The sequence below is a fragment of the Streptomyces sindenensis genome (assembly GCF_014649035.1).
Lineage (GTDB): Bacteria > Actinomycetota > Actinomycetes > Streptomycetales > Streptomycetaceae > Streptomyces > Streptomyces sindenensis.
In genome coordinates this window covers 90,737-105,442 of the sequence record NZ_BMSG01000009.1, presented here as the reverse complement: position 1 = coordinate 105,442, position 14,706 = coordinate 90,737, and the positions used below count along the sequence as shown (strand labels likewise).

Annotated in this window: 14 protein-coding genes; 13 read left to right on the top strand and 1 reads right to left on the bottom strand. The window is 71.3% G+C overall.

Going from position 1 to position 14,706, the window contains the following annotated elements; genetic code table 11:
- Positions 1-6 precede the first annotated feature (6 nt).
- From IE145_RS13165 to nusB, 4 genes are all read left to right on the top strand, one after another.
- Positions 7-975 carry an AAA family ATPase gene (locus tag IE145_RS13165; RefSeq protein ID WP_189521109.1) on the top strand — a complete coding sequence of 323 codons (969 nt, stop codon included), beginning with the start codon at positions 7-9 and terminating at the stop codon, positions 973-975.
- A gap of 72 nt (positions 976-1,047) precedes the next feature.
- Positions 1,048-2,154 (top strand): aminopeptidase P family protein, encoded by a 1,107-nt coding sequence (locus tag IE145_RS13160; RefSeq protein WP_189521107.1) that lies wholly within the window; start codon positions 1,048-1,050, stop codon positions 2,152-2,154.
- Positions 2,155-2,204: 50 nt separating this feature from the next.
- A complete protein-coding gene (efp, locus tag IE145_RS13155) occupies positions 2,205-2,771 on the top strand; it encodes an elongation factor P (RefSeq protein WP_006123185.1) in 567 nt (188 codons plus the stop codon).
- A gap of 2 nt (positions 2,772-2,773) precedes the next feature.
- A complete protein-coding gene (gene nusB / locus IE145_RS13150; protein ID WP_006123183.1) occupies positions 2,774-3,205 on the top strand; it encodes a transcription antitermination factor NusB in 432 nt (143 codons plus the stop codon).
- A gap of 176 nt (positions 3,206-3,381) precedes the next feature.
- Here the strand turns inward: nusB and bldD are convergent, their stop codons facing one another.
- Positions 3,382-3,882, bottom strand: a complete 501-nt coding sequence (gene bldD, locus IE145_RS13145; protein WP_006123181.1) for a transcriptional regulator BldD — start codon at positions 3,880-3,882, stop codon at positions 3,382-3,384.
- Positions 3,883-4,104: 222 nt separating this feature from the next.
- Between bldD and pyrR the strand changes: the two genes are divergently transcribed.
- From pyrR to IE145_RS13100, 9 genes are all read left to right on the top strand, one after another.
- On the top strand, positions 4,105-4,689 hold the full coding sequence (gene pyrR, locus IE145_RS13140; protein WP_189521105.1) for a bifunctional pyr operon transcriptional regulator/uracil phosphoribosyltransferase PyrR: 585 nt from the start codon (positions 4,105-4,107) through the stop codon (positions 4,687-4,689).
- Positions 4,690-4,783: 94 nt separating this feature from the next.
- Positions 4,784-5,770: an aspartate carbamoyltransferase catalytic subunit gene (locus IE145_RS13135; RefSeq protein WP_006123178.1), complete on the top strand. Its 987-nt coding sequence runs from the start codon at positions 4,784-4,786 to the stop codon at positions 5,768-5,770.
- A 2-nt stretch (positions 5,771-5,772) separates the two neighbouring features.
- Positions 5,773-7,059 carry a dihydroorotase gene (locus IE145_RS13130; RefSeq protein ID WP_189521103.1) on the top strand — a complete coding sequence of 429 codons (1,287 nt, stop codon included), beginning with the start codon at positions 5,773-5,775 and terminating at the stop codon, positions 7,057-7,059.
- Complete coding sequence (locus IE145_RS13125; protein WP_189521102.1) at positions 7,056-7,664, top strand: PH-like domain-containing protein; 609 nt, start codon at positions 7,056-7,058, stop codon at positions 7,662-7,664. Before IE145_RS13130 ends, IE145_RS13125 begins: the two co-directional genes overlap by 4 nt.
- Positions 7,661-8,800, top strand: coding sequence for a glutamine-hydrolyzing carbamoyl-phosphate synthase small subunit (gene carA / locus IE145_RS13120; RefSeq protein WP_189521100.1), 1,140 nt, complete (start codon positions 7,661-7,663; stop codon positions 8,798-8,800). The genes IE145_RS13125 and carA overlap by 4 nt, the downstream gene beginning before the upstream one ends.
- On the top strand, positions 8,793-12,101 hold the full coding sequence (gene carB / locus IE145_RS13115) for a carbamoyl-phosphate synthase large subunit (RefSeq protein ID WP_189521099.1): 3,309 nt from the start codon (positions 8,793-8,795) through the stop codon (positions 12,099-12,101). Before carA ends, carB begins: the two co-directional genes overlap by 8 nt.
- Before the next feature lie 85 nt (positions 12,102-12,186).
- A complete protein-coding gene (locus IE145_RS13110; protein WP_189521098.1) occupies positions 12,187-13,299 on the top strand; it encodes a quinone-dependent dihydroorotate dehydrogenase in 1,113 nt (370 codons plus the stop codon).
- Positions 13,296-14,135 carry an orotidine-5'-phosphate decarboxylase gene (gene pyrF / locus IE145_RS13105; RefSeq protein WP_189521097.1) on the top strand — a complete coding sequence of 280 codons (840 nt, stop codon included), beginning with the start codon at positions 13,296-13,298 and terminating at the stop codon, positions 14,133-14,135. Before IE145_RS13110 ends, pyrF begins: the two co-directional genes overlap by 4 nt.
- Positions 14,136-14,381: 246 nt before the next feature.
- Complete coding sequence (locus tag IE145_RS13100; RefSeq protein WP_003970367.1) at positions 14,382-14,705, top strand: integration host factor; 324 nt, start codon at positions 14,382-14,384, stop codon at positions 14,703-14,705.
- The last annotated feature ends 1 nt before the right edge of the window (position 14,706 follow it).

Below are 14,706 nucleotides of genomic sequence, written 5' to 3'. Positions count from 1 at the left end.
CACCGGATGCAGCACGCAGTGGGGGCCCCGCTGCCGCCCCACGGACCCGGTAGCGGGCACGTCGGCCGGCCGTACCAGGTCCAGCACCCCGGCCACCCCGGCCCGCCCCCGATACCCCCGCCGTCCCGGGGCCCCGGCCAGGCCCGGCCCGCGCCTTCGACGCCCCCCGGCCAGGGCCCGCCCCCGCCGCCCCCCGGCCAGGGCCCGCCCCCGCCGCCCCCCGCACCCGGCCAGGCCCCACCCGCACCCGGCCAGGCCCCATCGTCGCCCGCCCCCGGTCAGGCCCCGGGCCCCGGGTGGAGCGGCACCGGTCCCACGCCCCCCGCCAGGGAGGCCGTCGGGCACACCGGACACGTCCAGTTGCCCCCGGGCGGGCCCGTGCCGCTGCCCGCACCCCCCGCCGAGCCCGGCACCGGCGGAGCGACGCTCGCCGTGCTGCTCATCGGCCCGGCCGGGGCGGGCAAGACCACCGTCGCCAAGCTCTGGGCGGCCCGCCGCCGGGTGCCCACCGCCCACGTCTCCCTCGACGACGTCCGCGAATGGGTCCGCTCCGGCTTCGCCGACCCGCAGGCCGGCTGGAACGACCACTCCGAGGCCCAGTACCGCCTGGCCCGGCGCACCTGCGGCTTCGCCGCCCGCAACTTCCTCGCCAACGGCATCTCCTGCATCCTCGACGACGCCGTCTTCCCCGACCGCCCGGTCGTCGGCCTCGGCGGCTGGAAGCGCCATGTGGGCCCCGGTCTGCTGCCCGTGGTCCTGCTGCCCGGCCTGGAGATCGTCCTGGAGCGCAACGCGGCGCGCAGCGGCAACCGCCGGCTCTCCGACGAGGAGGTCGCCCGCATCCACGGCCGGATGGCCGGCTGGTACGGCTCCGGCCTCCCGATCATCGACAACTCGACCTACGACGTCGAGACCACCGCCCGCGTCCTGGACGACGTGCTGGCCCGCTCCATCGCGAGCCCGCCCGCCTGGTAGCGAAGCGGCCCCCAGCCCCCGGTCGGGTGCGCTGGCCGGGCGGGCCACCGCGCCCGCTCGTACGCTCGAACCATGTCAGAGGTGCACGCCGTCCGACGCGGGCTGCTCCGCGACCGGTGCGCCGCCGCGGGCTCCGCGGCCGTCCTGGTCTCCCGCCCCGCCAACGTCCGCTATCTTGCGGGTGGAGCGCCCCCCGGCGCCGTGCTGCTGCTCGGCCCCGGCGAGGACGTTCTGCTCTGCCCCCGCGCCCCGGCCGGCGACGGCGCCCACGGGCGGCCCGACGAGGCCCTGCGGATCGACCTCCTGCCCGTCCCGGACGAGGACCCGGTGGTCGCCGCCGCGGGCCTCGCCGCCGCGTCGGGCGCCGAGTCCCTCGCCGTCGAGGAGCACGACCTGACCGTCGCCCGGCACCGGGCCATGGGCAAGTCGGCCCCGCGGCTGAAACTCGCCGATCTGGGCTTCACGGTGGAACAGCAGCGGATGGTCAAGGACGAGGGGGAGATCGGCTGCCTCCGGATCGCCGCCGAGATCACTGACCAGGCCCTCGGCGAACTCCTCGAATCGATCCTGGTCGGCCGCACCGAACGCCATCTCGCTCTCGAACTGGAGCGCCGCCTCGTCGACCACGGCGCGGACGGCCCCGCCTTCGCCACCTCCGTGGCCACCGGGCCCCATTCCGGTCAGGCCACCCACCGGCCCTCGGACCGCAGGGTGGAGGAGGGAGATTTCCTCTCCGTCCGCCTCGGCGCGAGCTACCACGGCTACCGCTGCGAGATCGGCCGCACCTTTGTCATCGGCACCGCCCCCGCCGACTGGCAGATCGAGCTGTACGACCTCGTTTTCGCCGCTCAGCGGGCAGGCAGGGAGACTCTGGCACCCGGGGCCGCCTACCGGGACGTGGACCGCGCGGCCCGGCATCCACTGGAGTCCGCGGGGTACGGCGAGGGCCTTCAGCCGGTGACCGGGCACGGTGTGGGGCTCGAAATCGAGGAGGACCCGCAACTGGCACCGACAGCCATGGGTAAACTGGACGCTTGTGTGCCGGTCACCGTCGGACCGGGGGTCCACCTCCCGGGCCGGGGCGGTGTCCGGATCGATGACACGCTCGTCGTGCGCCCCGAGGCGGACGGCGGACCCGAGCTACTCACCATGACGACCAAGGAGCTGCTCGCGCTCTAGCGCGGATCCTCGGTCGTTCCACCAGCTTCAGTCCAGGAGATTCCGCAACCGTGGCTTCCACGAACGACCTCAAGAACGGCATGGTGCTCAAGCTCGACGGAGGCCAGCTCTGGTCCGTCGTCGAGTTCCAGCACGTCAAGCCCGGCAAGGGCCCTGCCTTCGTGCGCACCAAGCTCAAGAACGTGCTCTCCGGGAAGGTCGTCGACAAGACGTTCAACGCCGGCGTGAAGGTCGAGACGGCCACCATTGACCGCCGCGACATGCAGTTCTCGTACATGGACGGCGAGTACTTCGTCTTCATGGACATGGACACGTACGACCAGCTCATGGTCGACCGCAAGGCCGTCGGCGACGCCGCCAACTTCCTGATCGAGGGCTTCACCGCCTCCGTCGCCCAGTACGAGGGCGAGGTGCTCTACGTCGAGCTGCCCGCCGCCGTCGAGCTGACGATCCAGCACACCGACCCGGGCGTCCAGGGCGACCGCTCCACCGGCGGCACCAAGCCCGCGACGCTGGAGACCGGTTACGAGATCGGTGTGCCGCTCTTCATCACCACCGGCGAGAAGATCAAGGTCGACACCCGCTCGGGCGACTACCTCGGCCGGGTGAACAGCTAACCGTGGCCGCCCGGAACAAGGCCCGCAAGCGCGCCTTCCAGATCCTCTTCGAGGCCGACCAGCGCGGTGCGTCCGTGCAGAGCGTCCTCGCGGACTGGGTACGGCACTCGCGGACCGACGACCGTCAGCCGCCGGTCGGTGAGTTCACGATGGAGCTCGTCGAGGGGTACGCGCAGTACGCGGACCGGATCGACGACCTCATCGTCACCTACGCCGTGGACTGGGAGATCGACCGCATGCCGGTCGTCGACCGGAACATCCTGCGGCTCGGTGCGTACGAACTGATCTGGATGGACGAGACCCCGGACGCCGTGGTGATCGACGAGGCCGTTCAGCTCGCCAAGGAGTTCTCCACCGATGACTCCCCGTCCTTCGTGAACGGCCTGCTGGCCCGTTTCAAGGACCTCAAGCCGAACCTCCGCCGGGAGCAGTAGCCCCGGGCCGCGACGGTTCGGTCGCGCACACCGCCAAGGGCCCACGGTCAGCCGACCGTGGGCCCTTCGGTGTACCCGCCGCGACTCACGGGCGCACAGACGCCGGGTGGGCGGGAACCCGAAGGTCCCCGCCCACCCGGCGGCACGTTTCTGCTGTGGGGTCCGGCCCCGTTCGTTCAGCTCTCGTCGTGGGAGACTGCGCGACGCGCGTCCGCGTCCAGCACGCCCCAGCTGATGAGCTGCTCCGTCAGCACGGACGGCGACTGGTCGTAGATCACGGCCAGCGTGCGCAGGTCGTCCTGGCGGATCGAGAGCACCTTGCCGTTGTAGTCACCGCGCTGGCTCTGGATGGTCGCCGCGTAGCGCTGCAGCGGACCGGCCTTCTCCGGCGGGACGTGGGCGAGGCGCTCCAGGTCCAGAACGAGCTTCGGCGGCGGCTCGGCGGCCCCGCCCGGCGTCGTGCCGGGCAGCAGCTCCTGCACCGGGACCCCGTAGAAGTCCGCCAGCTCGGCGAGGCGCTGCACGGTCACGGCACGGTCGCCGCGCTCGTACGAACCGACCACGACGGCCTTCCAGCGACCCTGCGACTTCTCCTCCACGCCGTGGAGGGAGAGGCCCTGCTGGGTGCGGATGGCACGGAGTTTGGCCCCGAGCTGTTTTGCGTATTCGCTGGACATATGGCTCCCCGGACGCTGGAACAGTGTGCGGCTCCGCCGCGTGGCTGGTAACTCACTGTGAGGTTACGCAGCGTTACTTGGATGCGTCAAGCCGAATGGTCCGGACCGGCACCTCCCGGGGGTGGGGCCAGGGCCGGGCGCAAGCCCTGGTAGCGTGGATGACGCAATTTCGACGTCCTTTAACGATCCGTCCCGTGAGGCGGAGAAGGAGGTCCGTTTCTTATGGACGCACAGCACGACGACACCGGCAACGCGGCGCGCCCCGTTCTCGAGGCCCCCGACATCGCCCGTGTGCTGACCCGTATCGCCCACGAGATCGTCGAACGCGCCAAGGGCGCCGACGACGTGGTGCTGCTCGGCATCCCGACCCGGGGCGTGTTCCTCGCCCGTCGGCTCGCCGACAAACTCGAACAGATCACCGGCCAAAAGACGCCGGTCGGATCGCTCGACATCACGATGTACCGCGACGACCTGCGGCTGCGCCCGGCGCGCGCCCTGGCCCGCACCGACATCCCCGGCGAGGGGATCGAGGGCAGCCTGGTCGTCCTGGTCGACGACGTGCTCTTCTCCGGCCGCACGATCCGCGCCGCCCTCGACGCGCTCGGCGACATCGGCCGCCCCCGCGCGGTGCAGCTCGCGGTGCTCGTCGACCGCGGCCACCGGGAGCTCCCGATCCGCGCGGACTACGTCGGCAAGAACCTCCCCACGTCGCTGCGGGAGACGGTCAAGGTCCAGCTCGCCGAGGAGGACGGCCGCGACGCCGTGCTGCTCGGCGTCAAGCAGGCCGCCCCCGCGGACGCGCAGTAGCCCGAACCCTCCCGTACGCCCCTGTGGGGACGTACGGCGCCCTTCTGCGCGCCCGCATGTCTGAAACCCCCTCCAGCCACCCGGAGAACCCCAGATGAAGCGTCACCTCATCTCGGCCGCCGACCTCACCCGCGACGACGCCGTCCTGATCCTCGACACCGCCGAGGAGATGGCCCGGGTCGCGGACCGGCCGATCAAGAAGCTCCCCACCCTGCGCGGCCGTACCGTCGTCAACCTCTTCTTCGAGGACTCGACCCGTACCCGCATCTCCTTCGAGGCGGCCGCCAAGCGGCTGTCCGCCGACGTCATCAACTTCTCCGCCAAGGGCTCCTCGGTCTCCAAGGGCGAGTCCCTGAAGGACACCGCGCTCACCCTGGAGGCGATGGGCGCCGACGCCGTCGTCATCCGGCACGGCGCATCCGGAGCCCCCTACCGGCTCGCCACCTCCGGCTGGATCGACGGGGCCGTGGTCAACGCCGGGGACGGCACCCACGAGCACCCCACCCAGGCCCTGCTGGACGCCTTCACCATGCGCCGCCGCCTCGTCGGCCCCGACGCCGGGCTCGGCCGCGACCTGGACGGCCGCCGCATCACGATCGTCGGCGACATCCTGCACAGCCGCGTCGCCCGCTCCAACGTCCACCTGCTGACCACGCTCGGCGCGCACGTCACCCTGGTGGCCCCGCCCACCCTCGTCCCCGTGGGCGTCGAGCAGTGGCCCTGCGACGTCAGCTACAGCCTCGACGACGTGCTGGCGAAGTCGGATGCGGTGATGATGCTGCGTGTGCAGCGCGAACGGATGAACGCCGCGTACTTCCCGACCGAGCGCGAATACTCCCGCCGCTACGGCCTGGACGGCGAGCGGATGGCGAAGATGCCCGAACACGCCGTCGTCATGCACCCCGGCCCGATGGTCCGCGGCATGGAGATCACCGCCGAGGTCGCCGACTCCGACCGCTGCACGGTCGTCGAGCAGGTCGCCAACGGCGTCTCCATCCGCATGGCCGTGCTCTACCTGCTGCTCGGCGGCTCCGACACCGCGCTGTCCGCCGCCCCCGCCCGTACCGAGGAGAACAAGTAACCATGAGCAAGATCATCGTCCGCGGTGCGCGGATCCTCGGCGGCGAGCCGCAGGACGTACTGATCGACGGCGAGACCATCGCCGAGGTGGGCACCGGCCTCGAAGCCGAGGGCGCCACCGTGATCGAGGCCGAGGGGCAGATCCTGCTGCCCGGCCTGGTCGACCTGCACACCCATCTGCGCGAGCCCGGCCGCGAGGACTCCGAGACCGTCCTCACCGGCACCAAGGCGGCGGCCGTCGGCGGCTTCACCGCCGTGCACGCCATGGCCAACACCTTCCCCGTCGCCGACACCGCCGGCGTCGTCGAGCAGGTCTGGCGGCTCGGCAAGGAGTCCGGCTACTGCGACGTGCAGCCCGTCGGCGCCGTCACCGTCGGCCTGGAGGGCAAGAAGCTCGCCGAGCTCGGCGCCATGCACGACTCGGCCGCCGGGGTGAAGGTCTTCTCCGACGACGGCAAGTGCGTCGACGACGCGGTGATCATGCGCCGCGCCCTGGAGTACGTGAAGGCCTTCGACGGCGTCGTCGCCCAGCACGCCCAGGAGCCCCGCCTCACCGAGGGCGCCCAGATGAACGAGGGCATCGTCTCGGCCGAGCTGGGACTCGGCGGCTGGCCCGCCGTCGCCGAGGAGTCGATCATCGCCCGCGACGTCCTCCTCGCCGCCCACGTCGGCTCCCGCGTCCACATCTGCCACCTCTCCACCGCCGGCTCCGTGGAGATCGTCCGCTGGGCCAAGTCCAAGGGCTGGAACGTCACCGCCGAGGTCACCCCGCACCACCTCCTCCTCACCGACGAGCTGGTCCGCACCTACAACCCGGTCTACAAGGTGAACCCGCCGCTGCGCACCGAGGCCGACGTCCTGGCCCTGCGCGAGGCGCTGGCCGACGGCACGATCGACTGCGTCGCCACCGACCACGCCCCGCACCCGCACGAGGACAAGGACTGCGAGTGGGCCGCGGCCGCCATGGGCATGGTGGGCCTGGAGACCGCGCTCTCGGTCGTCCAGCAGACGATGGTCGACACCGGTCTGCTCGACTGGGCGGGCGTCGCCGACCGCATGTCCTTCCGCCCCGCGGCCATCGGCCGGCTCGACGGACACGGCCGGCCCGTCTCGGCGGGTGAGCCCGCCAACCTCACTCTGGTCGATCCGGCATACCGTGGAGCAGTGGACCCCGCGGGCTTCGCGTCCCGCAGCCGCAACACCCCCTACGAGGGCCGTGAGCTGCCGGGCCGTGTCACCCACACCTTCCTGCGGGGCCGTGCCACGGTCGTCGACGGGAAGCTCGCGTGACAACTCTGACCCCCCTGTACCAGCTGGCCGCCGAGCAGAAGTCGGCGGAAGTGACGGACTGGGCCGCCCGCATCGCCTGGGTGATCGGCCTGTTCGTCTTCATCGGCCTCGTCTACTGGCTGATGCGCCAGGGCTGGAAGTGGCGCGCCAGCCTCCAGTCGGACCTGCCGGAGCTCCCGGCCACCCCCGAGGACTTCGCCGACGACGCGACGCTGCTGACGATGGAGGGGCGCTACCACGCCTCCACCACCGCCGGGCAGTGGCTCGACCGGATCGTCGCGCACGGCCTGGGCACCCGCAGCCGTACCGAGCTGACGCTCACCGCCCGCGGCCTGGACGTCCGACGCCCCGGAGCGGCCGACTTCTTCATCCCGGCCGACGCCCTGCGCGAGGCCCGCCTCGACCAGGCGCTCGCGGGCAAGGTCCTCCCCGAGGGCGGCCTGCTGATCATCACCTGGGCGCACGGCGAGACGCTGATCGACTCCGGCTTCCGCTCCGACCGCGCCGCCGAGCACCAGGCCTGGGTCGACGCCGTCAACCGGATCACCGGCGCCCCGGGCGCCACCGAACTCACCAGCACCACGACGGAAGGCACCGCACGATGACCCTCTCCACCCGGGGGGCACAGACCCCCGCCGTACTCGTCCTGGAGGACGGCCGCGCCTTCCGCGGCCGCGCCTACGGGGCCGTGGGGGAGACCTTCGGCGAAGCGGTGTTCTCCACCGGCATGACCGGCTACCAGGAAACGCTGACCGACCCCTCGTACCACCGCCAGGTCGTCGTCATGACGGCCCCGCACGTCGGCAACACCGGCGTCAACGACGAGGACCCCGAGTCCGGCCGCATCTGGGTCTCCGGCTACGTCGTCCGCGACCCCGCCCGCAAGCCGTCCAACTGGCGCTCGCAGCGCTCGCTGGACGAGGAGCTGGCCGCCCAGGGCGTCGTCGGCATCAGCGGCGTCGACACCCGCGCCCTCACCCGCCACCTGCGCGAGCGCGGCGCGATGCGCGTCGGGATCTTCTCCGGCGAGGCGATCCCCGACGAGGGCACCCTCCTCGCCAAGGTCCGCCAGGCCCCCGAGATGACCGGCGCCGACCTCTCCGCCGAAGTGGCGACGAAGGAGGCGTACGTCGTCCCCGCGATCGGCACGAAGAAGTTCACCGTCGCCGCGATCGACCTCGGCATCAAGGGCATGACCCCGCACCGGATGGCCGAACGCGGCATCGAGGTGCACGTCCTGCCCGCCACCGCCACCCTGGACGAGGTGTACGCGGTCCAGCCGGACGGCGTCTTCTTCTCCAACGGCCCCGGCGACCCGTCCACCGCCGACCACCCGGTCGCCCTGATGCGCGGCGTGCTGGAGCGCTCCACCCCGCTCTTCGGCATCTGCTTCGGCAACCAGATCCTCGGCCGCGCGCTCGGCTTCGGCACCTACAAGCTGAAGTACGGCCACCGCGGCATCAACCAGCCGGTGCAGGACCGCACCACCGGCAAGGTCGAGGTCACCGCGCACAACCACGGCTTCGCCGTCGACGCCCCGCTGGACAAGGTCTCCGACACCGCGTTCGGCCGCGCCGAGGTCTCCCACGTCTGCCTGAACGACCAGGTCGTCGAGGGGCTCCAGCTCCTGGACCGGCCCGCGTTCAGCGTCCAGTACCACCCCGAGGCGGCCGCCGGCCCGCACGACGCCGCGTACCTCTTCGACCGCTTCGTTTCCCTGATGGAGGGCCAGCGTGCCTAAGCGCTCCGATATCCAGTCCGTCCTGGTCATCGGCTCCGGTCCGATCGTCATCGGCCAGGCCGCCGAGTTCGACTACTCCGGCACCCAGGCCTGCCGCGTCCTCAAGGCCGAGGGCCTGCGCGTCATCCTGGTGAACTCCAACCCGGCGACGATCATGACCGACCCGGAGATCGCCGACGCCACCTACGTCGAGCCGATCACCCCCGAGTTCGTCGAGAAGATCATCGCCAAGGAGCGCCCCGACGCGCTCCTGCCCACCCTCGGCGGCCAGACCGCGCTGAACACCGCGATCTCCATGCACGAGAACGGTGTCCTGGAGAAGTACGGCGTCGAGCTCATCGGCGCCAACGTCGAGGCGATCAACAAGGGCGAGGACCGCGACCTCTTCAAGGGCGTCGTGGAAGCCGTCAAGGAGAAGATCGGCTACGGCGAATCCGCCCGCTCCGTCATCTGCCACTCCATGGACGACGTCATCACCGGCGTCGACACCCTCGGCGGCTACCCCGTCGTCGTCCGCCCCTCCTTCACCATGGGCGGCGCCGGCTCCGGCTTCGCCCACGACGAGGAGGAGCTGCGCCGCATCGCCGGACAGGGCCTCACGCTCTCCCCGACCACCGAGGTGCTCCTGGAGGAGTCCATCCTCGGCTGGAAGGAGTACGAGCTGGAGCTGATGCGCGACAAGAACGACAACGTCGTGGTCGTCTGCTCCATCGAGAACTTCGACCCGATGGGCGTCCACACCGGCGACTCGATCACCGTCGCCCCGGCCATGACGCTCACCGACCGCGAGTACCAGCGGCTGCGCGACGTCGGCATCGCGATCATCCGCGAGGTCGGCGTCGACACCGGCGGCTGCAACATCCAGTTCGCCATCGACCCCACCGACGGCCGGGTCATCGTCATCGAGATGAACCCCCGCGTCTCCCGCTCCTCGGCGCTCGCCTCCAAGGCCACCGGCTTCCCGATCGCCAAGATCGCCGCCAAGCTGGCCGTGGGCTACACCCTGGACGAGATCCCCAACGACATCACCGAGAAGACCCCGGCCTCCTTCGAGCCGACCCTCGACTACGTCGTCGTCAAGGCCCCCCGCTTCGCCTTCGAGAAGTTCCCCTCCGCCGACGCCACCCTCACCACCACCATGAAGTCGGTGGGCGAGGCCATGGCCATCGGCCGGAACTTCACCGAGGCCCTCCAGAAGGCCCTGCGCTCGCTGGAGAAGAAGGGCTCGCAGTTCGCCTTCACCGGCCCGGTCGGCGACAAGGCCGAACTGCTCGCCGAAGCGGTCCGCCCGACCGACGGCCGCATCAACACCGTCATGCAGGCGATCCGCGCCGGAGCCACCCAGGAAGAGGTCTTCGACGCCACGAAGATCGACCCCTGGTTCGTCGACCAGCTCTTCCTGATCAAGGAGATCGCCGACGAGCTGGCCTCCGCCGAACGCCTGGACGCCGACCTGATCGCCGAGGCCAAGCGGCACGGCTTCTCCGACGTCCAGATCGGCGAGATCCGCGGGCTGCGCGAGGACGTCGTCCGCGAGGTCCGGCACGCGCTCGGCGTCCGCCCGGTCTACAAGACGGTCGACACCTGCGCCGCCGAGTTCGCCGCGAAGACGCCGTACTTCTACTCCTCCTACGACGAGGAGAGCGAGGTCGCGACCCGCACCAAGCCGGCCGTGATCATCCTCGGCTCGGGCCCCAACCGCATCGGCCAGGGCATCGAGTTCGACTACTCCTGCGTCCACGCCTCCTTCGCCCTGAGCGACGCGGGCTTCGAGACCGTCATGGTCAACTGCAACCCGGAGACCGTCTCCACCGACTACGACACCTCCGACCGGCTCTACTTCGAGCCGCTCACCCTGGAGGACGTCCTGGAGATCGTGCACGCCGAATCGCTGGCGGGCCCGATCGCCGGTGTCATCGTGCAGCTCGGCGGCCAGACCCCGCTCGGCCTCTCCCAGGCGCTCAAGGACAACGGCGTGCCCGTCGTCGGCACCTCCCCGGAGGCGATCCACGCCGCCGAGGACCGCGGCGCCTTCGGCCGGGTCCTCGCCGAGGCCGGACTGCCCGCGCCCAAGCACGGCACCGCCACCACCTTCGCCGAGGCCAAGGCCATCGCCGACGAGATCGGCTACCCCGTCCTCGTACGGCCGTCCTACGTCCTCGGCGGCCGGGGCATGGAGATCGTGTACGACGAGACCCGCCTCGCCTCGTACATCTCCGAGTCCACCGAGATCAGCCCCACCCGGCCGGTCCTCGTCGACCGCTTCCTCGACGACGCCATCGAGATCGACGTGGACGCCCTCTACGACGGCCACGAGCTCTACCTCGGCGGTGTCATGGAGCACATCGAGGAGGCCGGCATCCACTCCGGTGACTCGGCCTGCGCCCTGCCCCCGATCACGCTCGGCGGGTTCGACATCAAGCGGCTGCGCGCCTCCACCGAGGGCATCGCCAAGGGCGTCGGCGTGCTCGGACTGATCAACATCCAGTTCGCGCTCTCCGGCGACATCCTCTACGTCCTGGAGGCCAACCCGCGCGCCTCGCGCACGGTCCCCTTCACCTCGAAGGCGACCGCCGTCCCGCTCGCCAAGGCCGCCGCCCGCATCTCGCTGGGCGCGACCATCGCCGAGCTGCGCGCGGAGGGCCTGCTGCCGAAGACCGGCGACGGCGGCACCCTGCCGCTGGACGCGCCGATCTCCGTCAAGGAGGCCGTGATGCCGTGGTCGCGCTTCCGCGACATCCACGGCCGGGGCGTCGACACGGTCCTCGGCCCGGAGATGCGCTCCACCGGTGAGGTCATGGGCATCGACTCGGTCTTCGGCACGGCGTACGCCAAGTCGCAGGCCGGCGCCTACGGCCCGCTGCCCACCAAGGGCCGCGCGTTCATCTCGGTCGCCAACCGGGACAAGCGCTCGATGATCTTCCCGGCCCGCGAGCTGGTCGCCCACGGCTTCGAGCTGATGGCCACCTCCGGAACCGCCGAGGTCCTCAAGCGCAACGGCATCAACGCCACGATCGTGCGCAAGCAGTCCGAGGGTCCCGGCCCGAACGGCGAGAAGACGATCGTCCAGCTCATCCACGACGGCGAGGTGGACCTCATCGTCAACACGCCGTACGGAACCGGCGGCCGCCTCGACGGCTACGACATCCGCACCGCGGCTGTCTCCCGCTCCGTACCGTGCCTGACCACGGTCCAGGCGCTCGCCGCCGCCGTCCAGGGCATCGACGCCCTCAACCACGGCGACGTCGGGGTTCGTTCCCTCCAGGAACACGCCGAGCATCTGACAGCGGCGCGCGACTAGCCGCCCGAAGAGGGGGACACCGTCAAACGGTGTCCCCCTCTTCGCGAGCCCCGTCGAGCACCCCGAGCACCAAGGACACCTCCCCATGTACAAGCTCTTCTTCCGGCTGGTCTTCAAGCGGATGGACCCGGAGCAGGCCCACTACGCCGCCTTCCGCTGGATCCGCCTCGCCGCCCGGATCCCCGTCCTGCGCACCTTCGCCGCCGCCGCCCTCGCCCCGCGTTACAAGGAGCTGCGCACCGAGGCCCTCGGGCTGCGGATGCACGGTCCCTTCGGGCTCGCCGCCGGCTTCGACAAGAACGCCGTCGCGATCGACGGCATGGCGATGCTCGGCTTCGACCACATCGAGATCGGCACCGTCACCGGCGAACCGCAGCCCGGCAACCCCAAGAAGCGCCTCTTCCGGCTCGTCGCCGACCGCGCGCTGATCAACCGCATGGGCTTCAACAACGAGGGCTCCGCCGCCGTCGCCGCCCGCCTCGCGGCCCGCAACCCCGTCTTCCGCACCACGGTCGGCGTCAACATCGGCAAGACCAAGGTCGTCCCCGAGGCCGAGGCCGCCGCCGACTACGTGAAGTCCACCGAGCGGCTCGCCGCCCACGCCGACTACCTGGTCGTCAACGTCTCCTCGCCCAACACCCCCGGCCTGCGCAACCTCCAGGCCACCGAGTCGCTGCGGCCGCTGCTCACCGCCGTACGCGAGGCCGCCGACCGCACCGTCACCACCCGGCGCGTCCCGCTGCTCGTCAAGATCGCCCCGGACCTCGCGGACGAGGACGTCGACGCCGTCGCCGACCTCGCCGTGGAGCTGGGCCTCGACGGCATCATCGCCACCAACACCACCATCGCCCGCGAGGGCCTCGGCCTGAAGTCCGGACCCGAACTGCTGGGCGAGACCGGCGGACTCTCCGGCGCACCCCTCAAGGCGCGCTCGCTGGAGGTCCTGAGCCGTCTGTACGCCCGGGTGGGGGACCGGATCACCCTGGTGGGCGTCGGAGGCATCGAGAACGCCGAGGACGCCTGGCAGCGCATCCTCGCCGGAGCCACCCTCGTCCAGGGCTACAGCGCCTTCATCTACGAAGGTCCCTTCTACGCCCGCGCGATCCACAAGGGCCTCGCCGCCCGGCTCGCCACCTCCCCGTACGCCACCCTCGCCGAGGCCGTCGGCGCCGAGACCCGGAAGAAGGCCGCCCTGTGACCCTCGAACCCTTCGGCGCCCGCCTGCGCCACGCCATGGACACCCGCGGGCCGCTCTGCGTCGGCATCGACCCGCACGCGTCCCTGCTCACCTCCTGGGGCCTGAACGACGACATCGCGGGCCTGGAGCGCTTCACCCGGACCGTCGTCGAGGCGCTGGCCGGCCGGGTCGCCGTGCTCAAGCCGCAGTCCGCGTTCTTCGAGCGGTTCGGCTCGCGCGGCATCGCCGTCCTGGAGAAGGCCGTCGAGGAGGCCCGCGCCGCCGGGGCCCTCGTCCTGATGGACGCCAAGCGCGGCGACATCGGTTCCACCATGGGGGCCTACGCGGCGACCTACCTGGACCAGGACTCCCCGCTCTTCTCCGACGCCGTCACCGTCTCCCCGTACCTCGGCTTCGGCTCGCTGCGGCCGGCCCTGGACGCCGCCGCCGTCTCCGGCGCGGGCGTCTTCGTCCTCGCCCTCACCTCCAACCCGGAGGGCGCCGAGGTCCAGCGGGCCACGGCCGCCGACGGCCGCTCGCTCGCCCAGCTGATGCTGGACCACATGGCCGCCGAGAACGCGGGGGCGGCCCCGCTCGGCTCGGTCGGCGCGGTGGTCGGCGCGACGCTCGGCGCCACGGGGGCGGATCTGGCGATCAACGGGCCGCTGCTCGCGCCCGGCATCGGCGCCCAGGGGGCGACCCCGGCGGATCTTCCGGCGGTGTTCGGCGACGCGGTGGGCAATGTGGTGCCCAGCGTGAGCCGGGGTGTGCTGCGCCACGGTCCGGACGCGTCCGGGCTGCGCGAAGCGGCCGAACGGTTCGCGGACGAGGTCCGCGCCGCCGTATCCGGCAGCTGACCCTGACACGTTTACAGCCTGTTGACGAATTACTGACGGGAAACCCGGTCGATATGTCGGGAAAATCCTGGTCGGCCACAGCTGACCAGGACTTTTCGTCTGTTCTCGCTGACTACAGCGGCCCTTGCCGCTAGTCTCCGTCGAAGAGCGGCCGAGCACAGCGTGTCCGGCTCTCACCTGGTGGGGTGGCGTCCAGCTTCCCCGCCGGTCCGTATCCGACAGATCGACATCCGAGGTGACGTAGGCGTGGCTCTTCCGCCCCTTACCCCTGAACAGCGCGCAGCCGCGCTCGAAAAGGCCGCCGCGGCTCGCCGGGAGCGGGCCGAGGTCAAGAATCGACTCAAGCACTCCGGCGCCTCCCTCCACGAGGTCATCAAGCAGGGCCAGGAGAACGACGTCATCGGGAAGATGAAGGTCTCCGCACTGCTGGAATCCCTGCCGGGCGTCGGCAAGGTCCGCGCCAAGCAGATCATGGAGCGTCTCGGCATCTCCGAGAGCCGCCGGGTCAGGGGTCTTGGCTCCAACCAGATCGCATCCCTGGAGCGTGAGTTCGGCGGCAGCCCCGCCTGAC